The sequence below is a fragment of the Lacticaseibacillus manihotivorans DSM 13343 = JCM 12514 genome (assembly GCF_001435035.1).
Taxonomy (GTDB): Bacteria; Bacillota; Bacilli; order Lactobacillales; family Lactobacillaceae; genus Lacticaseibacillus; species Lacticaseibacillus manihotivorans.
In genome coordinates this window covers 1-25985 of sequence record NZ_AZEU01000038.1, presented here as the reverse complement: position 1 = coordinate 25985, position 25985 = coordinate 1, and the positions used below count along the sequence as shown (strand labels likewise).

At 47.8% G+C, this 25985-nt stretch carries 22 protein-coding genes; 15 read left to right on the top strand and 7 right to left on the bottom strand.

Translation table 11 applies throughout. The features are described from left to right. Positions 1 to 249: 249 nt before the first annotated feature. A complete protein-coding gene (locus FD01_RS15955; RefSeq protein WP_156647256.1) occupies positions 250 to 420 on the bottom strand; it encodes a hypothetical protein in 171 nt (56 codons plus the stop codon). Positions 421 to 670: 250 nt separating this feature from the next. Between FD01_RS15955 and nrdD the strand changes: the two genes are divergently transcribed. Then, positions 671 to 2857 (top strand): anaerobic ribonucleoside-triphosphate reductase, encoded by a 2187-nt coding sequence (gene nrdD / locus FD01_RS02560; protein ID WP_056962487.1) that lies wholly within the window; start codon positions 671 to 673, stop codon positions 2855 to 2857. Between the two features lie 97 nt (positions 2858 to 2954). On the opposite strand, the gene FD01_RS02555 is transcribed toward nrdD, so the two are convergent. Together FD01_RS02555 and FD01_RS02550 are read right to left on the bottom strand one after the other, a co-directional pair. Then, positions 2955 to 3497 carry a phosphoribosyltransferase family protein gene (locus FD01_RS02555; RefSeq protein ID WP_054716395.1) on the bottom strand — a complete coding sequence of 181 codons (543 nt, stop codon included), beginning with the start codon at positions 3495 to 3497 and terminating at the stop codon, positions 2955 to 2957. Positions 3498 to 3506: 9 nt separating this feature from the next. Next, positions 3507 to 4583: a hypothetical protein gene (locus tag FD01_RS02550; protein WP_056962485.1), complete on the bottom strand. Its 1077-nt coding sequence runs from the start codon at positions 4581 to 4583 to the stop codon at positions 3507 to 3509. A 761-nt stretch (positions 4584 to 5344) separates the two neighbouring features. On the opposite strand from FD01_RS02550, the gene FD01_RS02545 reads away from it, so the two are divergent. The 14 genes from FD01_RS02545 (at position 5345) to FD01_RS02480 (ending at position 21182) form a co-directional block, all read left to right on the top strand. Then, entirely contained in the window at positions 5345 to 7147 is a 1803-nt protein-coding gene (locus FD01_RS02545; RefSeq protein ID WP_056962486.1) for an FAD-dependent oxidoreductase, read from the top strand. 132 nt (positions 7148 to 7279) lie between these two features. After that, a complete protein-coding gene (recQ, locus tag FD01_RS02540) occupies positions 7280 to 9043 on the top strand; it encodes a DNA helicase RecQ (RefSeq protein WP_191981517.1) in 1764 nt (587 codons plus the stop codon). Between the two features lie 254 nt (positions 9044 to 9297). Next, positions 9298 to 10701, top strand: coding sequence for a cysteine--tRNA ligase (gene cysS / locus FD01_RS02535; protein ID WP_056962483.1), 1404 nt, complete (start codon positions 9298 to 9300; stop codon positions 10699 to 10701). Further along, on the top strand, positions 10698 to 11117 hold the full coding sequence (locus FD01_RS02530) for a Mini-ribonuclease 3 (RefSeq protein ID WP_056962482.1): 420 nt from the start codon (positions 10698 to 10700) through the stop codon (positions 11115 to 11117). Before cysS ends, FD01_RS02530 begins: the two co-directional genes overlap by 4 nt. Beyond that, the gene (gene rlmB, locus FD01_RS02525; protein ID WP_054716392.1) at positions 11092 to 11961 is read left to right on the top strand and encodes a 23S rRNA (guanosine(2251)-2'-O)-methyltransferase RlmB; all 870 of its coding nucleotides are present in this window, start codon (positions 11092 to 11094) and stop codon (positions 11959 to 11961) included. Before FD01_RS02530 ends, rlmB begins: the two co-directional genes overlap by 26 nt. Before the next feature lies 1 nt (position 11962). Further along, positions 11963 to 12493: an NYN domain-containing protein gene (locus FD01_RS02520; protein WP_054716389.1), complete on the top strand. Its 531-nt coding sequence runs from the start codon at positions 11963 to 11965 to the stop codon at positions 12491 to 12493. Between the two features lie 165 nt (positions 12494 to 12658). Beyond that, positions 12659 to 13543 carry a MurR/RpiR family transcriptional regulator gene (locus FD01_RS02515; protein ID WP_056962481.1) on the top strand — a complete coding sequence of 295 codons (885 nt, stop codon included), beginning with the start codon at positions 12659 to 12661 and terminating at the stop codon, positions 13541 to 13543. A 505-nt stretch (positions 13544 to 14048) separates the two neighbouring features. Beyond that, positions 14049 to 15098, top strand: a complete 1050-nt coding sequence (locus tag FD01_RS02510; RefSeq protein WP_056962480.1) for a DUF871 domain-containing protein — start codon at positions 14049 to 14051, stop codon at positions 15096 to 15098. 6 nt (positions 15099 to 15104) lie between these two features. After that, the gene (murQ, locus tag FD01_RS02505; protein ID WP_152164868.1) at positions 15105 to 15995 is read left to right on the top strand and encodes an N-acetylmuramic acid 6-phosphate etherase; all 891 of its coding nucleotides are present in this window, start codon (positions 15105 to 15107) and stop codon (positions 15993 to 15995) included. A 12-nt stretch (positions 15996 to 16007) separates the two neighbouring features. Then, positions 16008 to 18014 (top strand): glucose PTS transporter subunit IIA, encoded by a 2007-nt coding sequence (locus FD01_RS02500; RefSeq protein ID WP_082611657.1) that lies wholly within the window; start codon positions 16008 to 16010, stop codon positions 18012 to 18014. Positions 18015 to 18162: 148 nt separating this feature from the next. Further along, positions 18163 to 18603, top strand: coding sequence for a CopY/TcrY family copper transport repressor (locus FD01_RS02495; protein WP_054716381.1), 441 nt, complete (start codon positions 18163 to 18165; stop codon positions 18601 to 18603). Then, positions 18600 to 18971, top strand: a complete 372-nt coding sequence (locus FD01_RS02490; protein WP_054716377.1) for a cupredoxin domain-containing protein — start codon at positions 18600 to 18602, stop codon at positions 18969 to 18971. The genes FD01_RS02495 and FD01_RS02490 overlap by 4 nt, the downstream gene beginning before the upstream one ends. 13 nt (positions 18972 to 18984) lie before the next feature. Beyond that, positions 18985 to 19254, top strand: coding sequence for a cupredoxin domain-containing protein (locus FD01_RS02485; protein ID WP_054716374.1), 270 nt, complete (start codon positions 18985 to 18987; stop codon positions 19252 to 19254). Beyond that, a complete protein-coding gene (locus tag FD01_RS02480) occupies positions 19254 to 21182 on the top strand; it encodes a copper-translocating P-type ATPase (RefSeq protein WP_056962479.1) in 1929 nt (642 codons plus the stop codon). The genes FD01_RS02485 and FD01_RS02480 overlap by 1 nt, the downstream gene beginning before the upstream one ends. A gap of 172 nt (positions 21183 to 21354) precedes the next feature. Here FD01_RS02480 and FD01_RS02475 read toward each other — a convergent pair whose 3' ends face one another. From FD01_RS02475 to FD01_RS02460, 4 genes are all read right to left on the bottom strand, one after another. Beyond that, complete coding sequence (locus FD01_RS02475) at positions 21355 to 22056, bottom strand: SDR family oxidoreductase (RefSeq protein ID WP_054716368.1); 702 nt, start codon at positions 22054 to 22056, stop codon at positions 21355 to 21357. Positions 22057 to 22150: 94 nt separating this feature from the next. Then, on the bottom strand, positions 22151 to 23212 hold the full coding sequence (locus tag FD01_RS02470) for an ABC transporter substrate-binding protein (protein WP_056962478.1): 1062 nt from the start codon (positions 23210 to 23212) through the stop codon (positions 22151 to 22153). Between the two features lie 23 nt (positions 23213 to 23235). Beyond that, a complete protein-coding gene (locus FD01_RS02465; protein ID WP_056962477.1) occupies positions 23236 to 24000 on the bottom strand; it encodes an ABC transporter ATP-binding protein in 765 nt (254 codons plus the stop codon). Then, positions 23994 to 24980, bottom strand: a complete 987-nt coding sequence (locus FD01_RS02460) for an ABC transporter permease (RefSeq protein WP_054716361.1) — start codon at positions 24978 to 24980, stop codon at positions 23994 to 23996. Before FD01_RS02460 ends, FD01_RS02465 begins: the two co-directional genes overlap by 7 nt. Positions 24981 to 25985 lie beyond the last annotated feature (1005 nt).

Below are 25985 nucleotides of genomic sequence, written 5' to 3'. Positions count from 1 at the left end.
AGAAGCCAGGAATGACGCGAAGTACACATCATTCCTGGCTTTCAAGTTTTAGTTAAAAACTGAATTTTGAGGCTGGACAATTTACTTGACAGGGGTGTCAAGCGCCTGATAGCGTATTGCTAACAGTTCCTCACATACCTCTCAACAATGCACTTGCGTTGCTGATGTACCCAGCGTGAGGACTCTTTTTTGTTTTCAAACGCATTAAAAAAGTGCACCTAACATTGAGATGCACCGCTTCAATACTGATTACCGTTTGGCAATAAAGCTTTGGTAAGCCCAGTACAACACGCCGATGATCACAGCCAACAAGACTAGCTTGATCAACAAGGCGATGATGCCAGAAACTATCGGCAATAAAATCAATGCCACAATGGCAATGACGATCCAAGTTAAAATCTGTTTCGTTTGAGCACTCATGTTCATAACTCCTTTAATGACGCACTAGATACGGGGACAACAGTTGTCCCGTTTATGCTGTTTAGTATATCTTATAACAGCGGCAAAGACTTGCAAACCGCGTAAAATCGGGCTTAGGTCCCATAAGATAGTTAATAACATGTAGTACTATATCTAGAATGAAAAACAGATTTTTTTAATTTTCACACAATATATGGCCCCATTCCATGGTATGATAGTTCCATTGAGAAATCCGGAGGGGTACATGCCAATGATCGACATTAAAGTCAAAATCAACATTAAAAAGCGCGACGGTCGCATCGTCGACTTCGACCAACAAAAAATTACGCGTGCCATCACCAAAGCCGCAGTGTCTGTCGACAAACCTTTGTCACCAGCAGACTACCGCGATATTGAAGCCATTTCTGATGACGCCGTGGCGACTATTTTAGATCGCTTCGATAAAGACGTCCGCATTGCGGAGGTGCAAAGCGTCGTTGAAGAAGCGATTTTGAATGCCCACAAATATGATTGGGGCAAAGCTTACACCGACTATCGCATGCAACGCGATATCGATCGGGCCAAGCGCGCCGACGTCAACTACAACGTTCAAAAGCTGATCGATCGCGATTCCACTGTCGTTCACGAAAATGCCAACAAAGATTCTCGCGTGTTCTCCACGCAACGCGACTTAACCGCTGGGGCCGTGGCCAAGGCGATGGGGCTACAAATGTTACCACCAGCCGTGGCGAACGCTCACATGCGCGGCGACATTCACTGGCATGACTTGGACTACACGCCCTTTATGGCTGAAACCAACTGTTGCTTGATCGATTTCAAAGAAATGCTCAACCATGGTTTTAATATCGGTAACGCTGAAGTCGAACCCGCCAACTCCATTCAAGTGGCAGTCACGCAAATGACGCAAATCATCGCCAACGTGGCCAGCTCTCAATATGGTGGCTGTTCATCTGACCGGACTGATGAAGTGCTCGCACCTTTTGCGGAAAAGAACTACCAAAAGCACTTAGTCGAAGCCGCAGAACTCACTGACGATGCCGACAAACAAGACACATACGCCAAGCGCCGCACCAAAAAAGATATCTATGATGCGTTGCAAACGTTGGAATATCAAGTCAACACCTTGTACTCCACCCAAGGGCAAACACCTTTCGTCACGGTTGGCTTTGGCCTCGGCACCAACTGGATCGAACGCGAAATTCAAAAAGACATTTTGAAGATCCGGATCGGCGGCCTCGGCAAAGAAAAGCGCACGGCAATTTTCCCAAAGTTGGTGTTCACCTTGAAGCGCGGCTTGAACTTAAAAGCTGGCGATCCGAACTACGACATCAAGCAATTGGCTTTGGAATGTGCGACTAAGCGCATGTACCCAGACGTCTTGTCCTATGATAAAATCGTTGAACTCACTGGCAGCTTCAAAGCACCAATGGGTTGCCGGAGCTTCTTACAAGGTTGGAAAGATCCAGAAACTGGTAAAGAAGTCAACGCTGGACGTATGAACCTCGGCGTCATCACCTTGAACTTGCCTCGCATCGCCATGGAATCCAAAGGCGACAAAGATAAGTTCTGGAAAATTCTTGAAGCACGGTTGAAGATCTGCAAGCAAGGCTTGGTTTATAAAGTGGAACGCGCTAAGGAAGCCACTCCTGAATCCGCCCCAATTCTCTACAAGTACGGGGCCTTTGGCAAACGCTTGGCCGACGATCAAAAAGTCGACGAAGTGTTCAAGAATTCTCGCGCCACAGTTTCCTTGGGTTACATCGGCTTGTATGAAGTCGGCACGGTGTTCTACGGCTCCGAATGGGAAAAGAACCCAGAAGCTAAGCAATTTTCCATTGATGTGGTCAAAGACTTATACGATCACTGTGTTGAATGGGAAAAGCAATATGGCTATCACTTCTCCGTTTACTCCACGCCATCTGAATCATTGACGGACACCTTCGCCCGTGCTGATAAGAAGCGTTTTGGCACGGTGAAGGATATCACCGACAAGGATTATTACACCAATTCCTTCCATTATGATGTGCGCAAACAACCAACGCCTTTTGAAAAGCTCGACTTTGAAAAAGACTATCCCAAGTATTGTTCCGGCGGTTTCATTCACTACTGCGAATACCCTAACTTGAAGCAAAATCCTAAGGCCCTCGAAGCCGTATGGGATTACGGTTATGATATCGTCGGCTACCTTGGCACCAACACGCCGATCGATCAATGCTTCGAATGTGGCTTCAAAGGTGAATTCAAAGCCACGGAAAAAGGTTACGAATGCCCACAATGCGGCAACCACAATCCAGACACTTGTGATGTGGTCAAGCGTTTATGCGGCTACCTCGGCAACCCGAACAAGCGGCCAATGGTACACGGGCGTCAAGAAGAAATCATCCATCGTAAGAAACATATGAGCTTAGGCAACGACAACTTAGCCGGCCAAGCTTAAGCATGAAAGGTGAGTCGATAATCGGCTCATCTTTTTAATTGCACGAAAAAGGCATCCACGACCGAGAAGTGGATGCCTTTTGTGCGATCAGATCGATTTAAAACAATGGCAGTGGGGCTAAATAGGTAATGTCGTCACGTTTGGCGGCATCGCCTTCAGCTAAAATTGCGGCTTGCACGACCACTTTTGCATCGGCTTTGGCCAACAAGTCAGTGGCTGCTTTAAGCGAGCCGCCAGTTGAAATCACATCATCGATGATCGCCACGCGCTGATGAGCCAACAGCTTCGCATCGGTGCCATCAAGAACTAATTGCTGGTCGGCACTGGTGGTGATGGCATGCACTGGCACACTCACCGGGGCGACCATATAATCTTTGACACTTTTGCGTAAAACGATAAAGCGTGGCTGCTTGAGTTTTTCACTTAAGGCTTGTGCCAAGGGGATGCCTTTGGACTCGATGGTGACGATGTAGTCAAAAGGGGTCTGGGCCAGCTTTTGAGCCAAAGCATTGGCGGCATATTCGGTTAGTTCTGCGTCGCCGAGTAACACAAAGGAGGCGATGGTCAATTCTGGATGTAACGTGATTTTAGGTAAGCGACGTTGCAAGGGTCCCAGCTTCAATTCATAATATTCTGACATGTTGATCTCCTATAAGGCCAAGCCGACTAATGGTAAAACAAATTTCAAGACCCCGCCAGTGACTAATCCGGCAAAGGGATCAAATACTGCAGTGGTGACGATCGTTATTCCGGCGATCATGCTGTGATGTCCGGCCAATGCAGCGGCGGCATCTTCAGGGAAAATCACGACCATCCCAAGGATCAATAAGAAACCGGCAATGGCACTGGAAGGGACGTATTTCCCAATTTTAGGTAACCAGCCGGCAAATAAAATCACCGCCATGATCAGCATCATGATGATGCCTGCGATCACAGGCTCTGGCGCGCTGGCAGTCGCAGAAATAATCGTTTCGACTGGGGCGCCACCCAGTAAACTGGTGCCCATATCAGCCAAAGCTTGCGTTGAGGTGAGCAAATTCAGATTGACTGGGTTAGGCTTGATGCCAGTCATTTGACCGGTGATCAACCCATAAGAAATGTTGGCCCCGATATTCAAGCAGGCTAAGCTTAACGCACCACGAATCACTTTGGCATTGATGATCGGTTTGGTGAATAGGAACCGCCGAGCCGTCACATTTGCTGGCAATTCTGCGCGATACTTTTCAATGAATGCCGCATACAAGCTGGAACCACCAACGGACAGTACGATCGTCCAAACAAGGTCTTTGGTGATCAAATAGGTGATGACGGCAATAATGATCGATAGCCAGCCAGTTTTTTGTTCGGCTTTGGTCATGTTGATGGCAATTTTGGCGAGCATAATGCCGACCCCTGCCATCATGGCATTCATAATATCGCTGCCCAGCCAGTCGACGATGCGCGTTAACGACCCAGTTAGGCCGATCAGGACCATGATCAGCGAGCCCCCAAAGATAATTGAGGACCGCTCGCGCAGGTCTTTGCCGAGGTTCCCGACTAAGGCAAGGGATTCAGCTTGAAATGAAAGTGGGGCAACGGAACCAAAAATACCGTTGACGGCACTGGCAAAAACAAATGAGAACGTTGTGGGAAAAACTGCAAAGCCTAACATCATGGCCATGATGCCTTGGGGAATTCCGTTTAAGACGACGCCAATCGCCGCCATTAAATCCGCAATCCAATGCATAAAAAATACCGCCTTTGTTCGTTAATAAAACGAAGTATACGCTGATTTTTGATGAATGTTAAGATAAATCCCAAATTAACGCGAATATATTTGAATTTAAATTTTTAATAGTTCGTGTTTTATGCAAGCTTAATGATCGTGATTGACATTTGCTGATCGGCTGCCATTTAGTCGGTATGCCAGTTCTTGCATAATGACGCAACGTTTGTGTGACTTTAAACAAAGTCTCACAAGCGCTACACTAAATACGAGAGGTGATGTTGATGAAGATCGTTGCATTGACGGCGGCGCGGAGTTCAAAAGCGTTTGATCGTCAACTTTTATCTGCTTTACACCGCAAGCACTCAAGCTTGCAAATCGTGACCATAGCAGCTCAGGCACCATTATTTGATGAGGCCGGAAAGCAAGCAGTTGTACAAGGGGATGCCTTGGTGATTGCCACAGCGGAACATGAGCCAGCGCAAACAGAGGATATGCTCAATGCTATTCAAGCTTTGACGAAAGATCATCCACGTTTGGCGGAAAAGCCGGTGGTGATTTTTAGTACCAGCTATGCGACTCAAGGCCAACATGCCAGTTTGAACACGATCGCTCGAGCCATGGATGCTCACGGCGTTAAAGCTGATGTGATCGCCAAAGTCTCGCTGGATGACGTTCAGCATCAATTTGCCAATGGCAGTTTAAGTGAATCGACGCAAAAATCGGTGCATAAAGCCATGGCCCAACTTAAATCAATAATTTCTAAACAGGAGGATGATTCAATGTCTCAACCAAAAATTGCATGGGATGCCACCTATGATGTGATCGTGTTAGGTTTCGGGGGTGCTGGGGCGACAGCTGCGCGCTTTGCTGCTGACTCTGGCGCCAAAGTCTTGTTAGTCGATGCCGCGCCACTTGGTCATGAAGGGGGCAACACCCGTTATGCTGGGCAAATCGTTGGCTCAGCCGCAGACTTTGACGAAATGAAGAATTACTACAAGCGACTGCAATACCCATTGGCCTTAGATGAAGACATGATCGACACTTACGTCGATGGCATGGTGGGGATGAGCGATTATTTTCAAAAGTATTTGGAAATCGAAAAGCCATTTTCCGTGCGCCGCGATTGGCATCATGAAAAGCCAGATTTGAAGTCAATGTTACCTGAATATCCAGAATATGCTGGGGGCGACAGTTATGATGTGCTCTTGGTGCATGATGGCACCTTTGATTCTGCTTTTTGGAAGACCTTGCGCGAACAAGTCACCAAGCGCGCTGATAAAATCGATGTGTGGTTCAAAGCCCCAGCTAAGCATTTGATCCAAGATCCAACCACTAAAGCCGTCATCGGTGCCCAAATCGAACGCGAATCGGTATTGTTGAACATTCGCGCCAACAATGGGGTGGTGTTGGCCACTGGTGGCTTTGAAAACAATCAACAAATGATCCAAGACTACTTAGGCGCCGAATCCTTGCAGCCATTAGGTTCGGTTTATAACAAAGGTGACGGGGTGCTGTTAGGCCAAGAAGTTGGCGCAGATCTCTGGCACATGCACAACTATGAATCCCTCGGCTTGACCATTCGCAAACCTGCCGGTACTCGCAGCAAGATCTTGTTTGCTTGGACCACGATGGCTGCCGGTTCTGCTTTTGTGATCGGCGATGATGGCACGCGTTATATGAATGAAACTGAAGCCAACCGCCACGGTCACTTGTATGATCACGGCACTTGGCGGATTCCGGCTAACAACGCCCATCCTTATTTGATTTTTGATGCGGCTAAGTACCAGGAATTTGCTGAACAAGCGCCTGACTGGCTTGATGGCTTAGCGCATGCGGATACTTTGGTAGATTTGGCTGATATTTTACATGTGCCTGCTGAAAACTTGGCAAAGACCCGCGCTCGCTTTGATCAATTCGCCAATAACGGTGAAGATCAAGCCTTTGATCGCGACGCGTCCACGATGACGGCTTTAGGTGACGGCCCTTATTACGCCTTGGCTTTGCGGCAAAGCATGTTGAACACGCAAGGCGGCCCACGTCGCAACGTCCGCACTGAAGTTCTCGACACCACCGGCAATCCAATTCCTCATTTGTATTCTGCTGGGGAACTCGGCGGGATCTCGGCCAACCAATATCAAGGCGGCAACAACTTAGCTGAATGCTTGATCTTTGGCAAAATCGCAGGGATGAACGCGGCTCGTCCTAAGGCTGATAGCCCAGCAACTACGACTGACGCCACCAGTGGTGCCAGTGCCCATCAACAAACTTCCGCCTTTGGTTCAGATTTAGTCGCAGCACCAAAGACTTACACCACTGGCGAGAACCAATACATCGGCCGCTCCTCCGCCGGTATGGGCAATGAAATCGTGGTGCGGGTCACTTATGCTGATGGCAAAATTCAAAACATCGAAGTCTTGCAACAAAATGAATCCGGTGATTTCGGCTTGAAAGCCATCCAACAACTCCCTGATGAAATGGTGAAAGCCAACTCCACTGATGTTGATGCCGTCTCTGGTGCCAGCGTTTCCAGCAAAGCCCTTAAAGAAGCGGTGCAAGATGCTTTGAAGCAAGCCCAAAAGTAAATCTGAAACACCGAAAGCTTGGCCAAAATCTGGTCAGGCTTTTTTTGTGTTGAATTTGTCAAAAATGATTTCCTGACTTTTTGCGTAATCTATATAAGACGGGTAAAATGGATAAGACAGAAATGGAGGGGTTTGATGAACGCGCAGGCACTGGCGATTTTACAAGAGAAATTCGGCTATCCCGCTTTTCGCCCGGGGCAAAATTTGGCGATCACTCAGATCTTAAACGGGGAAAACACCTTAGTCGTCATGCCGACAGGTGGCGGGAAATCGCTGTGCTACCAGATCCCGGCTTTGGTGTTGCCAGGGTTGACCTTGGTGGTGTCGCCGTTGATCGCGCTGATGAAAGACCAAGTCGATGCCTTGCACGAAAATGGTATCGATGCGACTTACATCAACTCCAGCCTTACTTATCAAGAAGCCGAAAATCGCCTGACGTTAGCGGCTCAAGGTGCCGTTAAAATGCTATACGTCGCGCCAGAACGTCTAGACCAACCCCAATTTCAAGCCGAACTGGCCGGATTGAACATTTCGTTGATGGCGGTGGATGAAGCCCATTGTATTTCGCAATGGGGGCATGATTTCCGGCCGAGTTATTTAAACTTGCAACAAGTCGCCGAAAATCTGCCGAGTCATCCTACAATTGTTGCGTTAACGGCGACTGCCACTACGCGTGTGGCCGAAGATATTTGTGATCGGCTCGATATCGATCACCACAACATGGTCAACACCGGGTTTGCCCGGGAGAACCTCGCGTTTAACGTGGTGCGCGATCAAGATAAAGACGTTTATTTGACTGAGTATTTGAAACTCAACCATGACCAATCCGGGATCATTTATGCGTCGACGCGCAAAGAAGTGGAACGCTTGTACAACTTCTTGGATCATAAGCATTTATCTGTGACCAAGTATCACGCCGGCTTATCTGAAACGGAACGTGCGCAAAATCAAGAAGACTTCCTATATGATCGCAAGTTGATCATGATCGCCACCAATGCGTTTGGCATGGGGATCGACAAATCAAACGTGCGCTTTGTGATCCATGACCAAGTGCCAGGGGATTTGGAGTCTTATTATCAAGAAGCCGGCCGAGCAGGCCGTGACGGCTTGCCGAGTGAAGCGATTTTATTGTTTGCCCCACAGGACTTGCAGATCCGGCATTTCTTCATCGATCAATCTGATGGCGATGAAGCATACAAGCAACATCAATATCTAAAATTGCAAACCATGCAGCAATACGGCAACACCGGCGATTGTTTGCAACAGTTCATTTTGCGCTATTTCGGTGAAAAGTCTGCCCCATGTGGTCGCTGTTCGAATTGTTTGGATGAACGTGAATTGGTGGATGTCACCGTCGATGCGCAAAAAGTCTTATCTTGTGTCGTCCGCTTGCATTCGCGCTTTGGCAAAGGCGTCGTGGCGCAAGTTCTAGGGGGCGCCAACAATGCGCGGATTCGCGAACTGCACTTATCTGAGTTGTCCACTTATGGTTTGATGGCCGCGCAAACGCAAAAAGAAATCACTGGCTTTATCGATTTTCTGGTAGCCAGTGGGTTGTTAGCGGCTAACGGCGGGCAATATCCAACCATCGGCTTGACTGCTAGTGGCGTCGCCGTGTTGAAAGGGCAACAAAAGGTTCAACGTAAAATGGCCGCCAAGGCCAAAGCCACATTGGCAGTCGATGATGATTTGTTCCAACAACTGCGCAACTTGCGGCGTGAATTGGCAGAAGCCTCTGGCGTGCCGCCTTATGTCATTTTCTCTGATCAAACCCTCAAGCAATTGGCTGCCGAAAAGCCGCAAGATCGCTTGGGCATGTTAAAGATCAAAGGCATCGGCGAACACAAATTGGATAAATATGGCAAGCAGTTCTTGGCTGTTTTGCAAGAAGCTTGAGTTAACGCCTTTTGTTTTAAGAATTGAAACAGACATTGTGATTAGCCCTGAATGTCTGTTGACAGATTCAGTGAAATAATTTTTAAGCTCTGACTTGATCCTCAGCCCAGAAAATCTGTGTGCGTAGGTGAAAAGCGTCCAGTCCGCCAGAACGCTTTTCAGCGGAGCACACAGATTTTCGTGTCGTGAGGCTTTATGTCAGGTTTAATATTAGGTATGATGAACGTAACTAGGTCTTGAGAGGAGTCGACGCGATGCAACTGTATAATACTTTGACGCGGCGCAAAGAGGAATTCAAACCATTAGTGCCAGGCGAGGTCCACATGTATGTGTGTGGCCCGACAGTCTATAATTACATTCACATTGGCAATGCCCGCTCTGCGATCGCCTTTGACACGATCCGGCGTTATTTCGAATATCGCGGCTACAAAGTCACGTACATTTCAAACTTCACCGACGTCGATGACAAGATCATCAATGCGGCCCATGAGGCTGGGGTCGAACCACTGGATTTGGCCCAACATTTTATCGATGCTTTTATGGAGGATACTAAAGCAGTGGGCATTGAACCGGCCACTGCTCATCCGCGCGCCAGTGAAATGATCCCAGAAATCATCGACTTTATTCAAGTGTTGATGGATAAAGGCTTTGCTTACGCGGTGGATGGCGACGTGTACTTCCGCGTGCGCAAGTCTCCGCATTACGGTGAACTCGCCAATAAAAATATCGATGAGCTGGAACTCGGCGCCAGTCAACATACTGCCACTGAGGAAACCGCGCGCAAAGAAGATCCCGTCGACTTTGCCTTGTGGAAAGGCGCTAAGCCTGGCGAGATCTCTTGGAATTCGCCTTGGGGTGAAGGCCGGCCTGGTTGGCATATCGAATGCTCTGTGATGGCGACGAACATGCTCGGCGATACCATCGACATTCATGCTGGTGGCCAAGATCTGGAATTTCCACATCATACCAACGAAATTGCGCAATCAGAAGCCAAAACCGGCAAGAAATTCGCCAACTACTGGATGCACAATGGCTTTGTGACGATCGGTGACGATGATGCCAAAATGTCCAAGTCTTTGGGCAACTTCATCACGGTGCATGATATTGTCAAAACCGTTGATCCCATGGTGCTGCGCTTTTTGATGGCAGGCACGCAGTATCGCCGGCCGATCCGTTATTCAGAAACTGGTTTACAAGAAGCGGCCACGAACCTCGAAAAGTTGCACAACGCAGACACTAACGTTGAATTCCGCCAAGCCGATGCGTCAGCTGGGGAAGACGAACAAATTACCCAACAAGTCGCTGACTTGACTGATGCCTTCACCACGGCGATGGATGATGACTTCAATGTGCAAAATGGCCTAGCCACCGTTTATGACTTAGCCAAGTTAATGAACGAATATGCCGCTACCGATGCGCCAAAGGCTGATAGCTTAGCATTGTTACGTGAGACCTTAGCCACTTGGCTACAGATTTTTGGCGTGCATTTTGAAGCCGCTGGGTTATTAGATGCAGACGTTGATGCTAAAATTGCTGCACGTGATGAAGCGCGAGCGAATAAAGATTTTGCCACCAGTGATGCGATTCGCGATGAATTGCAAAGCCAAGGCATCATCTTAGAAGATACCCCACAAGGAACGAGGTGGCGCCGCAAATGAGTGAATTACAATTAAACGGCATCGCTTTGGCTTATCTGGGCGATGCGGTGTACGAAGTCTATGTGCGCGAGCATTTGTTAGCGCGCGGTTTCGTGCGGCCTAATCAATTGCAACGTGCAGCGACGAACTTTGTTTCCGCCAAAGCGCAAGCGGCTTGTATCGACGGTATGGAACAACAAGCATTATTAACAGAAACAGAATGGGAATATTTTAAACGCGGACGTAATGCCAAATCATACACCCACGCTAAGCACACCGATGTGGTGACGTATCGGATCTCAACTGGGTTTGAAGCCTTGTTTGGGTATTTGAAACTCACCAAACAAACCGAACGCATCGATCAGTTGGCGCAATGGTGTATCGATTATGTTGAATCAGGAGGAACTGGCCATGGCCAAATCACAACAACCAAATAAACGTAAATTTCATCGCGACCCCAAACAAAAGGCTGAACGCGATGAACGTTTAGCCCGGGCCCGCCGCGATGATCGCCGGTCGAAACCGGAAGTCGAACCCCAAGAACCAGCTGACAACGAATTCACTTTCGGCCGGCATGCTGTCGAAGAAGCTTTAAAAGTGGGCTCTGCGACCAACATCAACAAATTATTCGTGCAAACGGATATGAAGTCGGATCAAGTGCATGCGATTGTTAAAACGGCGCAAAGCAAGAAGATCTTAGTCTCTCAAGTGCCAAAGTCCAAGCTCGATTTAATGTCTGATGGTGGCAATCACCAAGGTGTGTTGCTGGCAATGAGTCCTTATGACTATGCGACTATTGATGACTTGTTCAAACACGCAGAAGGGCACGATCCGTTCTTTATCATTTTGGACAACTTGGAAGATCCTCACAATCTGGGCTCCATCATGCGGACGGCGGATGCTATCGGCGTTGACGGCATCATTATTCCCAAGCACCGCGCAGTGGGTTTGACCTCAACGGTGGCCAAGGTTTCTACCGGTGCCATCGAGCATGTGCCAGTCGCTCGCGTCACCAACTTGGCTAACACCATCAAAACGCTCAAAGAGAAAAATGTCTGGATCTTTGGCACCGCAATGGACGGCCAAGACTTCCGCAAGTGGGATGCGCATGGTGCCATTGCCTTAGTGATCGGCAATGAGGGCAAAGGCATTTCCCCAGGTGTGGCCAAGTTGATGGATCAAACCTTGACCATTCCTATGGTCGGGCATGTGCAAAGTTTGAACGCTTCTGTGGCTGCAGGGATCTTGATGTATCAAGCGTTCACCAATCGAGGCCTGTAACATGCGCCGGCACATCTTGATCGTGGACGCGTATAACGTCATCGGCAATTGGCCGCAGTTGGCCAAGCTGAAAGCCGAAGACAAGTTCGATACCGCCCGCGATTTATTATTGCAAGTGTTAGCCGAATACCGCGCCCATGAAAATGCGGAGATCATTGTGGTGTTTGATGCGATGTATGTGCCAGGCATCGGGCAAAAATATGATCAGTGGGACATGCAAATCGTCTGGACCGATGAGGAGCAAACTGCCGATTCTTACATTGAAGCCTTAGCTGATCGCAACAATAGCCCCTTGGTGCAACTGACTGTGGTCACCAGCGATCAAGCGGAACAATGGACCGTATTTTCGCGCGGGGCGCTGCGGATCTCGTCGCATGATTTCCTAGGTTACGTGCGCCGCTCACATAAAGAGTTCACCAGTTCCGCCGATCCTTTCATCACTCGCGAAAAACGGCGCAATGTGCCTTGGAACGACTCGCAAACCCAAGAGCTGGATGCCTTGCGGCGAAAGCTTGAAGAAGGCGACGACTGAATTCGGTTAGATTTTGAATATGTTACAAGGGGCATCTGGCATTTTCAGAGGCCCTTTTTAGTAGGTAATTAACGATGCCATCGCGCGGCAAGGTGACATCACTTTTACTTTGCCGTATCATGAAAATAACGATTATCGAACTTTGAAGGTTAAAGGAGCAAGCGAATGTCCGTTGAAGGCAATATTATGAGTATTCAAAACAGCTTGACCGCAGCAGAAAAGCGGTTGGCTGATTATTTGCTTGCCGAACCTCAGCAAGTTCTTGGGATGAGTGTTAAAGCGTTGGCAGAAGCGACGGATACTAGTCCAGCATCGGTATCACGTTTTTGTCGGCGGCTGCGTTTTCCCGGATATAATGAACTGAAAATCCAATTATCATCCGACCTTAATGATCCCTCCACAGCCATTGCCGTGAACCCGGAGGTAGTGGCCGGTGAAACAGTCATGGAGATTCAAGCGCGGTTGCTCCAAAATGCTGAGCGATCCCTGCACGAAACAGTTGATCAAATGGACCAATCGGTCATCGATCAATTGTGTCAGGCGCTTAAAACCACCTCACAATTGGTTTGCTTTGGGCTGAGTGCGTCTTATTTGGTGGCCCAAAACATCGCTCAAAAATGGTCACGCCTCGGCTTAAATTGTATCGCAACGGATGATGTGAACCAGCTACTGCCGTTAGCAGTTGGTGACGGCGCCAAAAATAAAGTCTACTGGATCATTTCCAATTCAGGAGAATCTCCAGAAGCCGTGATCGGCGCGCGCATGGCCAATGATGCTGGCGGTTTGGTCGTGACAATGACTACCCTGGGTCCCAACAGTTTAGTCACCTATGCCGACATTCCATTAGTTACATCAATGCCGATCGAAGGCAATATTCGTTTTGCGGCGACGCAATCTTTGCATGCCCAGTTTATGCTGGTTGATGTCATTTATTATCGTTATGCGGCTTTACATTTTGATGAAACCAAACAAGCTATCACCGCCAGTCGACGGGCGGTCAATTTCTACAAAAAAGCATTTATGGAAGGTATGCGCGCTCATCACAAATAGCGGTGCTGATGCACTCAACGGATTGAATTAGCATCTCCAAGCATTTTTTGGAGGTGCTCTTTTTTTTACAAAAATCACGGGAGAAAAACTACTTTCGAATGCAGAAATACTGATTGGATTTTGTAAATGATAGTTAATTTAACAATTGGTATGTTTCGGCTCAGCTTTTGAGCCTGTCACTTAATATCACAGAATCCATTGACGGAAGTCGGTTTCTTCTCTATGATTAGGCCAATTATTCAATGATGTTTGCTATTGGTCTAATCAATAGTGTTATTACCGAAGTCGTCAATGTGCGTAAGTGACTGAATCGAGGTATCACGAGATACAGACGTTGTGTTTCTTAACGTGAAATGAAGTTTCTTTAAAACTGTAACTTAGTTGAAAAACTATTTCTAACGTGATACACTAAACGCGATGATGAAAAGGGTTACATTTCGTGGCAGCTTTGCCGATCTTGCTGTCAAACTTGTGCCTTTCAATTGCTGACGAAGGAGGGATGTCGATGCTTGGTTGTAGTGTTTATCTCAGTTCAAAGCTTTCAAATTCAGATTTTGAGTACTTGAAGCAAATGAAACAAATCGGTTGTCACGGCGTGTTTACGTCGTTGCACATTCCAGAAGACGATCCGCAAGTATTGATCGATCGGGTGACGCAACTGGGCAGTTGGTGCCGTCAGTTAAACCTTAATTTGATCGCTGATATTTCTGACGATGGTTTTGCCCGACTGCAGTGGCGCCTTGATGAACCAGATTCGATTTTAGCCAGTGGCGTGACTGGCTTGCGTATCGACTATGGGATTTCAATGCAGGCAATCGCGACTTTGACCCATGCGATGCCTGTTGCCTTGAATGCTAGTACCTTAACACAAGCAGACGTTGAACAACTGCAATTATTTGGCGCTAATTTTAAGCGCTTGGAAGCTTGGCATAATTATTATCCCCGTCCAGAAACTGGACTGGCGCGGGATTGGTTTGATGAAAAAAATCACTGGTTACATCAATTAGGCATCACCACCCAAGCCTTTATTCCAGGCGATGGCGGGTTGCGTGGACCATTATTTCAGCGGTTGCCGACGCTTGAAGCCCATCGCATTTATAGTCCGCTAGCAGCATTCGTTGAATTGATTCATCAAGGCGTTGATCGCATCTACATTGGTGATAAGACGATTTCGAAAAGCTCGCAAGTCGCTTTGTCACAGTATTTGACTGAGGATGTGATTAGTTTACATTTAGACCGCGTTTCGCCAGTTTTGCAAAATTTAGTCTGGCATAATCGTCCTGATGTCGCGCGCGATGTGGTGCGTTTAGAGGAAGGCCGAACCAAGCAATTATTGGATCCGACGCCACGAAACGCCGATCAGCCAAGATTACGCGGAAGCTTAACGGTTGATAATGAGCGCTACGGTCGGTATGCTGGCGAATTACAACTCACCAAATGTGACTTGTTGCCAGATGAAAAAGTCAACGTGCTCGGTCGCGTTTGTGTTGCCGATCGACCATTATTAGATCTAATCGGCGCCAATACCGCCATTCAATTAATTCAAGAGGAGTAAAGCATGATGAATTTAGCAAGTTTAACGACAGAAACCCGCAATAATAAAACGATGCATTTAGATGAAATGAGCGTCGCTGAATTTGCTCAGGTCATGAATCAAGAGGATCAAGGGGTGCCTCGCAGTATTGCCCAAGTACTCCCGGCAATTACCGAAGCAATCACAATAATTACCGCAAACTTTAAGCGTGGCGGGCGATTGTTTTATATTGGTGCTGGGACAAGTGGCCGTTTAGGCGTTTTAGATGCTGCCGAATGTGTGCCGACATTTGGCACAGCACCTGAAATGGTTCAAGGTTTGATTGCTGGCGGGATGACGGCGATGACGGTGGCTGTTGAAGGGGCAGAAGATAATGCGCAACTGGGCGCTGATGATCTGAAAGCTCATCAGCTGAACAATAATGACACCGTGGTTGGGATTGCGGCATCAGGGCGTACGCCTTATGTGATTGGCGGGTTGGATTACGCTCAATCTGTCGGCGCCGCCACGATTTCTCTGGCTTGTAACGCGAATGCTGAAATCTCAAAGCATGCTAAAACGGTGATTGAAGTGCCAGTTGGTCCTGAAGTTCTGACTGGTTCAACGCGGCTAAAAGCCGGTACCGCACAAAAGCTGGTATTGAACATGTTGTCGACTGGGGCGATGGTCGGTATCGGTAAAGTCTACAAGAACTTAATGGTCGATGTGCGCCCGACTAACGAGAAGCTGGTTGAGCGGGCTAAGCGGATTATTCAACAAGCCACGGATTGCGATGCGGAAACTGCCGCTCAAAATTTCGAAGCCGCAGATCAAGACGTCAAGTTGGCAATCGTGATGACCTTAACCGATTTAGATAAAACTACTGCCAAGCAGCGCTTAAAAGCCGCTGATGGTTATGTCAAAAAAGCAATTGATTAGGAGGACAAACTGATGGCTGAAGACAAATACAAAATAATTGGCGACGGCATTTATGCCCAGGTTGGTGGGCCTGAAAATATTGCCAAGTTGATTCACTGTATGACTCGGGTGCGGATGACAATCAAAGATGATAGTCAAGTCGATCTCGAAGGACTCAAGAAAGTGCCTGGCGTGCTCGGCGTCGCCCAAGAAGATACCTTGCAAGTGATTTTAGGACCGGGTGTCGTCAATAAAGTGGCCCAAAGCATGGTTGATGAAGTCGGAGTCGACTTAGGTGAACCTTTCCCAACTCAGGCGACAGTTGCAAGTACTAGCGATTATCAATCGGGTAAAGCAGCCGTTGAAGCCAAGGCCAAACAAGTGCATGATGCGCACAAAGCGTCTCAAAAGCAAACTTGGTGGCGCGCAGCTTTAAAGCATATCAGTTCAATTTTCATTCCATTGATTCCAGCCTTTGTTGGCGCGGGTTTAATTTCAGGGATCGCTGGGGTCTTGTCAAACTTACAAGCCGCTGGGACAATCGGTGCTAGCTGGGCAACGTTGATTTTAACCATGAAAGTTATCAACGGTGGTTTGTTCACCTACTTGAATATTTACGTCGGGATCAATGCTGCGCGTGAATTCAAAGCCACACCAGGACTTGGTGGGATTATCGCCGGGTTGATTTACTTGCCCGGGGTCGTGGCACCAGCCGCATTACCAAATATTTTCACCGGTAAAGATCTCGTTGCCGGGTCTGGTGGGATCATCGGGGTGCTGTTTGCCGTTTGGATCATGAGCTATGTTGAACGGTGGTTTCATAATCATATTCCAGATTCAGTTGACATCATTTTCTCACCGTTCTTTACTTTATTGATTATGGGTATCTTTACGATCTTCTTAGTCATGCCAGCAGCGGGTTGGGTTTCAAATTCCTTAGTTGGTGCGATCAATTGGGTCTTAAATGTTGGTGGGGCTTTCTCAGGATTCGTCTTGGGGTTGGTATTCTTGCCGATGGTCATGTTAGGGTTACATCAAATCTTGACGCCAATTCACTTGGAAATGATCAAAGACTTAGGCATGACGCCACTGTTACCAATCTTGGCTATGGCTGGTGCCGGTCAAGTTGGGGCCGCAATCGCATTGTGGATCCGTTGTCGTAAAAACAAGCAATTGACGAATATGATCAAAGGGGCACTGCCAGTTGGGATCTTAGGTGTCGGTGAACCATTGATCTACGGGGTTTCCTTAACACTTGGTCGGCCATTTATCACAGCCTGCGTCGGCGGTGGTGTCGGCGGTGCTGTGATCGGTGCCATCGGTGGTATCGGGGCCACTTCCATCGGACCTTCTGGGGTCGCCTTGATTCCATTGATTCACGGTGGCTTTGGAAATGCTATGGGCTATGTGTTTGGATTGTTGGCTGCTTATGCTGGTGGCTTTGTGGCAACCTACTTCTTTGGTGTTCCAAAGGATGCCATGTTAGCCAAAGACGAAAGTGGTGTCTTGTTGGAAACTGCGACTGCAACTGTCGCAGCGCCAAGCGTTGATGAAATCATGACGGCAGCACCCACAGCTGGGGCAAAAACAGCTTTGGTAGCGACTGCTAGTGGCGATTTACAACAAATCTCAGCAGTTCATGATAACGCTTTTTCACAAAAAATGTTAGGTGATGGTTTTGCCATTGAACCAACTATGGAAACGGTGGTGTCACCAGTTGATGGGACGATCATTTCAGTTGCTGATACCATGCATGCCATTACGATCAAGGCTGATTCAGGATTAGAGCTATTGATTCATTTAGGAATTGATACCGTTGAATTGAAAGGCGAACCTTTCTCGATGGATGTTAAGGCTGGCAAACATGTGGTTGCTGGGCAACAACTAGGCTTGATGGACACGCAAAAAATCAAAGCGGCAGGCAAAGATCCAGTGGTGATCACGGTGGTCACAAATATGGATGCCGTGGCAAGCTTTGGGACTTTTGCTGATGGCAACATTGAAGAAGGCAAACATGTTCTTGATGTTGTTAACAAATAGTTCTAGTGCGGAGTGATTATATATGCTGAAAGCTGCACCTTCACAAAAATTGTGAAGGTGTGGCTTTTGTGGTTATCGTTGACAAATGTAAATTTAAACGCTATATTGTGTTTGTAAGTTACAAATGTAGATTTTAGGAGGCGAACGGATGGCAAGCATTGAAATGTCCCCAGCAGAATGGAATGTGATGCGGGTGATTTGGACCAAGTCGCAAGCCGATACGACGACCATTATCCAAGCGTTACAAGCCAAGCGCGACTGGTCGCAGTCCACGATCAAAACCTTGTTGCGCCGGTTAGTGGAAAAACAAGCGTTGACCACCACGAAAGTAGGCCGGCAGTTCATGTATCACCCAGAAATTTCTGAACAACACGCGATGCAAAAATCTGCGAACACGTTGTTTGATAGTCTGTGTGACATGAAAAAAGGGGCGATTTTAACGAACTTGCTTGAAAGCAGTCCCTTGAGTCGCTCAGACATTGAACGGATGCAAAAAGTGCTGGCAGAAAAAGCCCAAACGGCGCCAGAGCAAGTCGCCTGCAACTGTTTAGCCGATAATTGTGAATGTGAAAAGGAAGTGCAAGCATGAGTCAAATCATTGTGTTGATCGTCGGTATCGCGTTGATCGGATTTATTATTTGGTGGTTCTTCGGCAAGCATGCGGTCGCTACGGAATCCGCCAAAGTGGAAAACCAACAACAAACGGTCGATGTGTTGGTCAAAGGTGGCTACTCGCCAGAGCGCGTGGTATTAAAAGCCGGCGTGCCAGCAGTCTTAAACTTTACCCGCACGGATCCGTCGAGTTGTTTGGATCGCGTGGTGTTCTCAGATTTTGGGATCAACCAAGAGTTGCCTAAAGGCGAGACCCAAGCGATCAAAATCGACACCTCAAAGCCTGGTACTTACACTTGGGCTTGCGGGATGGACATGTTTCACGGCCAATTAGTCATCGAATAAGGAGAAAATCATCATGAAAGAAATTCAAAACATCAACATCACCGTTGACGGCGGATACGAACCAGAAACGGTCACGGCAAAACAAGGTGTACCTACCACGTTGACCTTTACGCGGACCAATACCCAAGGGTGTTTGGACGTGGTACATTCTAAAGACTTCAACTTTGAAACGGAACTGCCGATCGACCAAACCCAAACCGTTGACATCGACACGTCAAAACCCGGCACGTTTACTTATAGTTGCGGGATGGATATGTTCTTCGGTCATGTGGAGGTCAAATAATGTCAATTACGAGCCGCTTTTGGGTATCGCTGATTTTCAGCTTGCCTATGGTATTGGAAATGGTTTTCCACCCGTTGTTTGGCTGGATGTTGCCAGGTGGGCAATGGACCATGTTGATTTTGACCAGTATCGTGATGCTGATTTCTGCAGTACCATTTTGGCAAAGTGCTTGGGCTTCATTTACCAAACATCATGCCAATATGGATACGTTAGTCGCGATCGGCACGGCGACGGCTTACTTCTATAGTATGTACGCCATGGCGACTGGCCGCGAAGTGTTCTTTGAATCTGCTGCGGTGGTGACGACGTTCGTGTTGCTCGGCCAAGTCTTTGAAGAACGCATGCGCAACAATGCGTCCAACGCAGTAGCCAAGTTAGTCGACTTACAAGCCAAAGATGCTGAAGTCATGCGTGATAACCAGTGGGTGCGCTTGCCTTTGTCTGAAGTGGTGGTCGGTGATCAGCTGCGCGCGCGCCCTGGTGAAAAAATCGCGGTGGATGGTGTGATCGTTGACGGCCAATCGACCATCGATGAATCCATGGTCACTGGCGAAAGCATGCCAGTTGAGAAAAAAGTGGGCGATTCGGTGATCGGCGCGACAATCAACGGCACTGGGACGGTGACTTATACTGCTAAAAAAGTCGGCGATGATACGATGCTCGCTCAAATCGTCGACATGGTGAAAAAGGCGCAAAACTCCCACGCTCCCATTCAAAAGCTGACCGACAAGGTGTCTGATATCTTCGTGCCAGTGGTGTTGATCATTGCGATTTTAACCTTCATGGTGTGGTATGTGATTGTTGGCGCTTCTGTTGCCAACAGTTTGATTTTCGCTGTTTCTGTGGTGGTCATTGCCTGCCCATGTGCTTTAGGCTTAGCAACACCGACTGCTTTGATGGTCGGGACTGGGCGCTCTGCCAAAATGGGGATTTTGATCAAAAACGGGGAAGTGCTTGAAGCGGTCAATGATGTCAAAACGGTGGTCTTTGATAAAACTGGGACGATCACCAATGGTAAGCCGATCGTGACGGATGTGATCGGGGATCGCGCAACTGTGTTGGCAACTGCTGCAGCGCTTGAAGCAACGTCTGAACATCCTTTGGCAACAGCTGTGTTAGCCCAGGCTAAAGCTGATGATTTGAAAGTCTCTGAAGTATCAGACTTTAAAGCCGTCGAAGGTAAAGGCGTTACAGCTTTAGTTGGCGGGAAGCGGGCTTTTGTTGGGAACGATAAGCTTGCCGCAGATAGCGTTTTGCCTGACGAGTTACAAGCTCAAGTCGCCGACTTACAAGATCAAGCCAAGACTGTGGTTTATGTCGGCGTCGAGAATCAAGTGATCGGCTTGATCGCCATTCAAGATGCGCCAAAGCCAAGTTCTAAGTCAGCCATCGCTGCGCTTCATGCTCGTGGGTTGAAGACCGTGATGTTGACTGGCGATAACGTCCGCGTTGCTCAAGCCATCGCCAAGCAAGTCGGCATCGATGAAGTGATCGCCGATGTGTTACCAGGTGATAAAGCCGATCATGTGCAAGCCTTACAAAAAGACGGCGCTGTGGCTTTTGTCGGCGATGGCATCAATGATGCGCCGGCGTTGACTGTTGCGGACGTTGGGATCGCGATGGGCTCTGGGACCGATATTGCCATTGAATCAGGTGGCATCGTCTTAGTCAAAAACGATTTAATGGATGTTGACCGGGCGTTGGCTTTGAGTAAAAAGACGTTCAACCGGATCAAGTTGAACCTGTTTTGGGCGTTTGTCTACAATGTTCTAGGCATTCCGGTGGCTGCTGGCCTGTTTTATGCCATTGGGTTGACCTTGAGTCCTGAGTTTGCGGGACTAGCGATGGCTTTATCCAGCCTGTCGGTGGTGACGAGTTCAGTCTTGTTGAACCGCGTGAAAATCGAAAGCAAGGCCGTAACTGCTTAAACACAAAAAATGAGGCTGAGACATAAAGCGGTCTTAGCCCATAATACAAGCGCCTCTACATCACGATTTGCTCTTTAATCGCGGTGTAGAGGCGTTTGTATTTCTGGGCGTTGCTTTATGGAACGCGACTATGCAGAAATTTGGAATTATGTCTTGGCCTCATTTTTTGCGTTTATAAGTCGACGCCACCATCAATGGCTAAGACTTGTCCGGTGATAAACTGATTTTCCATCAGATATAAATATCCGCTGGCAACTTCTTCGATCGTCGCAGTCCGGCCAAGCGGGACATTTTGGGCAAAGTCTGCGGCTTGTTTCGTTAATTCTGCTTGCGATATGCCGCGCCACAAGCCGGTTTGCGTCCAAGTTGGCGATACTGCATTCACGCGCACATCTGGGGCGAGCTCAACTGCCAGGCCACGAACCATGGTGTTGATGGCTTGATTGCCGATAATCGCGCCGCTTGCATCTTGGGGATGACCACCAGAACCGGAAGTAAACGTCATACTTTGCGAGATGTGTCCAGCAGCGGAACGGGCGAGTGAAAGATTGGCAAAGAACTTATCCTCGATGGTTTTGCGGATCATGGCGAGTTCACTATCCAAAAAGCCGCCACCCATGGCCCCACCTAACGTTGAAATCAAATGGTCGTAATTTTCGTGTCGGGAGAAATAAGCTTGTAAGGCATCAGGGTCACTAGCGTCTAATGATGAGCCAGCAATTCCAGGGTGACTCATTAAGAATTTATGCAGCCGGATCGGATCATGCCCGATCACATGCACATGGGCACCAGCTTTTAAACTTGAATTTGCCACGGAAGCACCAAAGCCTGAGGTGCCGCCGATTATTAAGATGCGTTGATTTGTAAAATCCATAGTCCTTCAACTCCTATTCGCCCATATTATGCGCAGAAATTGTCATTGGACGCAAAAAAGCCTCGAACCACCACAGCTCGAGGCTTCACGAAATTTATTTCACGCCATCAAATTTGATGAAGGAATTCTTAGCTAAGGCATTGAGATCAGTATCTTTGTTGACGATGCCGAGTTTTTGTAAATCCGTCCCAGCTTGCACAAAGGCTTTGGTCCCGCCGTTGTAAGAGGCTTTCCAGTTGTATGTGGCCATAGCTTCCATGTTCACAGAGGCTTTGCCGGCAACATATTTCTTGGCGATGGCGATTTTAGCTGTTTGGGCTTGGTGGTTCTTGACCCATTGCGTAGCTTCTTGCATTGCTAAAGTATACTTGCGGGCAACTTCTGGATGTTCTTTGGCGAGCTTGTCAGAAACAAAGGCAACACAGCAATATTCGGTGTTGAATGGGGCAGTTTTGGCAGAGCTAGCTAAAACGTTGAACCCGTATTGCTTAACGGCGATTTGCACATCTGGATCTTCAATGGCAATGGCATCGACTTGGCCTTTTGCCAACGCGATGGCTAATTCAGAGGCATCATATTGCACGAATTGCACTTTGGAAGTGTTGGAGTTCACATCGACCCCGTTATCCCCTAACCAGCGCTTGGTGAAAGTGGCTTCAGTCCCAGCAACCGTGGAAACCCCGATTTTCTTGCCGACGAAATCTTTAGCGGATTTGATGGTGGAGCCTTTAGCTGTCAACAAGCTGACACAGCCAGTGTGCAAGCCAGTGGTGATTTTCAGTTGCGCGCCGTTGGCTAAAGGTTGGATGATCGAACCTAACAATGTATTGGAAGCATCGACTTTACCAGAGGTGACCGTTTCAACCGCAGAAGAATCAGCAGAAGTTTTGACGATTTTATACTTCAAGCCGACTTTTTTGAAGAACCCTTTGGCTTGGGCGATTTGTTGTGGCGCCCCACAAACCCCACCAGCTTCGCCAAGCTTTAAGACGTAATTGTCATCTTTTTTGTTATTGGCGATGGCCGTGGTTTGCGTTTTGCTGTTAGATGCTGACTTTTTGTTTTGGTTGACGAACACGACTGCTAACAAAATGGCCAATACTGCCACGACGGCAACGGCGATCCAAGCCGTTTTCTTGTTGTTTTGCTTTTTCATAAACTGACACTCCTCGTGGCGCTTTACGCCTTAAAATTTAAGATCCCCAAGACTTTTTCTTTCAATGCAATGAATTCTGGACTGTTGCGATCGCGCGGGTGGGGTAAGTTCACCGGCACGATTTCTTTTAAAATGGCAGGACGTGGGGTCATGGTGAACACCCGATCAGCGAGGTACACGGCTTCTTCCACATCATGGGTGACGATGACCATGGTCAACTTGCGCTTTTGCCAGATGTTGATCAATTGATCATGTAATCTCATGCGGGTGAAAGCATCCAAGGCGCCGAAAGGTTCGTCAAATAATAAGATCTTTGGATAGTTGATCAACGCCCGGGCAATGGCGACGCGTTGTTGCATCCCCCCAGAAAGTTGTGAAGGATACTGATCTTCAAAGCCGGTCAAGCCGACCAAGTCGATAAATTCTTTGACTTGCGCATCGGTGTCTTTTTGATGATCGAGCTTCAAGCCAAACCGCACATTTTCGGCGATGGTGAGCCAGGGATAAAGCGTGGCATCTTGAAAGACTAAGCCGCGTTCGCGACTGGGACCGGCGATTTGGTTGCCATCGACCACCACGGTGCCTTCTGTTGGCACGTCAAGGCCGGCGAGGATGCGCAACAGCGTGGATTTGCCACAACCAGATGGGCCAATCAAGGCAACGAATTCACCTGGGTGGATGGTGGCGGACACATGGTGGATCGCTTCAGTCTTTTTGGCGCCAAGGCCGTCAGCTTGATAAATTTTTTGGACATCGTTGATTTGAATTTCGCCTAATGTTTCTACCATTGGATGATTCCTTTCTGCCAGCGCAAGAAGTGATCGCGGATCTTAAAGAAAATCGTGATCAACAAACTGAAGCTGACGGCGATGACGAGCAGGCCGGCATAAACATTGGCGTAACCCATGATTTGCCGCTGCCAGTTGATGTACCAGCCAATGCCATATTTCACGCCGATCATTTCTGCCGTCATCAAGGTGATGAAAGAAGAACAGATCCCGTTAAAGATCCCCACGAAAATATCGGGCAAAGCACCGGGAATGGCCACATGGAAAATTTTCTGCGCATCGCTTGCGCCCATGGTGTCGGCGACTTCAAAGAATTCCTTTTTGACATTGATAATGCCAGAATTAGTCAAAATCGTGATCGGAAACCAAGTGGATAAAGCAATTAAGAACACGGAGGCTTGAAAGCTAGTGGCAAAAGCGGACAAGGCCACAGGAATGAATGCTGTGGAAGGAATTGGACCAAAGAGTTTGACCACTGGGGATAACCAGTAACTCCAGTTGGCATACCAGCCAATCAACACGCCGGTGATCAAGCCAGCGGTGATCCCAAACGCCAAACCGGTGAGTAGCAGTCTGGTGGAGTAGCCCAAACATTTCAGCAAGAACGCCCAATCTTTGACAATCACGTTGAGGATCGATTCAGGACTGGGGAAAAATAGCGGATTGATCAGCGCAAATTTTAACGTGACCAGATTATAGAGGCCTAAAACGATGAACACCCCGCCGATAAAATAGCTTTTATACACAAAACCTTGGGCTTTGCCGGTGAATAAATGAAACAAAGCCAAGGCCACGGTGATCACCAAGGCGACCAGTAATACATCGGTGTACCAAGGCAAAGATTTGGCGGTAACGGCAGCGGCTTTTGGGAGGATCAACTGTGCGATCAACGTGAGAAAAATTGCGGCTGGTGCAAAGAAGGCGCGAATCGCATCAATTTGTGGTGCTTCCTCTTCAGAGAGGTTGGATGTTTCTGTCATAATACATTCCTTTCTTTGATCATGGGCAAAAAAAGTCGCCCTTGACCTATTGCTAGGCCAAGGGCGACATGCGCGTTACCACCTTGGAGTTGTTTATTGCTCACACAATAAACCTCAACCGGTACAGCCGAAGCGATACCGTGACGTGGTAACGAGCGTCTGCCCGTCAGCGATTTACCAATGCTCACCGCTGAAACACTTAAGGACCATTTTCAGAGTGGTTGTTGTCCGCCTTGCACCAAATGGCGGCTCTCTGAGCAACATTGCGCGCTTACTTATCCTGTCGACGTGTTCGATCAAGTTATTGTTGTCTACAATAGTCGTCCAAATTGGTCCTGTCAACAGATTAGAAAAAAGATAACGCATAAACTTTTTAAGAACTTCAAAATTAAAATAAAGTTAGGGAATGCGCACTAAAAAAATAACACGCCTACAATTTGATTATCAGCAACTTAAGCAAGTGGCCCAACGATATCAACGGAAATTGCCGCCATCTGTGGAAGTGATGGAATCATATCAGATCTGCTCAATAAAAAAATTAACTTTTTATGAAATTAGGGTTGACACTTTCTCCTTATTCCCACATAATAACGACATTCAAATGATTCGGTGTCGATGAGAAGAGTAATGCCGGCGATCGTTTAAAGAGAAAGGCCATAAGGTGCGAGGCCTAACGATAAAAAGCACGAAGATGAGCTCAGAGCCGTTTGCAAGTTCACGCTTGCAAACCGTTGGCAAGCGTTACTTTGCCGGGTATGCGAAAGCGTACCGTTGAGGCGCAGATTTTTTGCGCGAATTAGGGTGGTAACACGCAAACGCGTCCCTCACTTCATAGCGAAGTGGGGGTGCGTTTTTTTGTTCATCGACACCAGAAAAGGGGCTTGACTATGGCAATTAAACGAATGTGCCTGGCGAATGTTGAAAAAGTCACTCGCCATTGAAAGGAATTCAAGTTTGAAAAATACTAGAGATAGAGATACCTAACCATAGGCGCACTCAAATAAG

Excerpts from the sequence above, each read along its gene's own strand:
- FD01_RS02515 (WP_056962481.1), top strand. The coding sequence starts at position 12,659 with ATGTCCGTTGAAGGCAATATTATGAGTATTCAAAACAGCTTGACCGCA.
- FD01_RS02510 (WP_056962480.1), top strand. The coding sequence starts at position 14,049 with ATGCTTGGTTGTAGTGTTTATCTCAGTTCAAAGCTTTCAAATTCAGAT.
- FD01_RS02530 (WP_056962482.1), top strand. The coding sequence starts at position 10,698 with ATGAGTGAATTACAATTAAACGGCATCGCTTTGGCTTATCTGGGCGAT.
- FD01_RS02485 (WP_054716374.1), top strand. The coding sequence starts at position 18,985 with ATGAAAGAAATTCAAAACATCAACATCACCGTTGACGGCGGATACGAA.
- FD01_RS02520 (WP_054716389.1), top strand. The coding sequence starts at position 11,963 with ATGCGCCGGCACATCTTGATCGTGGACGCGTATAACGTCATCGGCAAT.
- FD01_RS02495 (WP_054716381.1), top strand. The coding sequence starts at position 18,163 with ATGGCAAGCATTGAAATGTCCCCAGCAGAATGGAATGTGATGCGGGTG.
- FD01_RS02500 (WP_082611657.1), top strand. The coding sequence starts at position 16,008 with ATGGCTGAAGACAAATACAAAATAATTGGCGACGGCATTTATGCCCAG.
- FD01_RS02475 (WP_054716368.1), bottom strand. The coding sequence starts at position 22,056 with ATGGATTTTACAAATCAACGCATCTTAATAATCGGCGGCACCTCAGGC.
- nrdD (WP_056962487.1), top strand. The coding sequence starts at position 671 with ATGATCGACATTAAAGTCAAAATCAACATTAAAAAGCGCGACGGTCGC.
- FD01_RS02545 (WP_056962486.1), top strand. The coding sequence starts at position 5,345 with ATGTCTCAACCAAAAATTGCATGGGATGCCACCTATGATGTGATCGTG.
- cysS (WP_056962483.1), top strand. The coding sequence starts at position 9,298 with ATGCAACTGTATAATACTTTGACGCGGCGCAAAGAGGAATTCAAACCA.
- FD01_RS02555 (WP_054716395.1), bottom strand. The coding sequence starts at position 3,497 with ATGTCAGAATATTATGAATTGAAGCTGGGACCCTTGCAACGTCGCTTA.
- FD01_RS02460 (WP_054716361.1), bottom strand. The coding sequence starts at position 24,980 with ATGACAGAAACATCCAACCTCTCTGAAGAGGAAGCACCACAAATTGAT.
- murQ (WP_152164868.1), top strand. The coding sequence starts at position 15,105 with ATGAATTTAGCAAGTTTAACGACAGAAACCCGCAATAATAAAACGATG.
- FD01_RS02480 (WP_056962479.1), top strand. The coding sequence starts at position 19,254 with ATGTCAATTACGAGCCGCTTTTGGGTATCGCTGATTTTCAGCTTGCCT.
- FD01_RS02550 (WP_056962485.1), bottom strand. The coding sequence starts at position 4,583 with ATGCATTGGATTGCGGATTTAATGGCGGCGATTGGCGTCGTCTTAAAC.
- rlmB (WP_054716392.1), top strand. The coding sequence starts at position 11,092 with ATGGCCAAATCACAACAACCAAATAAACGTAAATTTCATCGCGACCCC.
- FD01_RS02490 (WP_054716377.1), top strand. The coding sequence starts at position 18,600 with ATGAGTCAAATCATTGTGTTGATCGTCGGTATCGCGTTGATCGGATTT.
- FD01_RS02470 (WP_056962478.1), bottom strand. The coding sequence starts at position 23,212 with ATGAAAAAGCAAAACAACAAGAAAACGGCTTGGATCGCCGTTGCCGTC.
- FD01_RS15955 (WP_156647256.1), bottom strand. The coding sequence starts at position 420 with ATGAGTGCTCAAACGAAACAGATTTTAACTTGGATCGTCATTGCCATT.
- FD01_RS02465 (WP_056962477.1), bottom strand. The coding sequence starts at position 24,000 with ATGGTAGAAACATTAGGCGAAATTCAAATCAACGATGTCCAAAAAATT.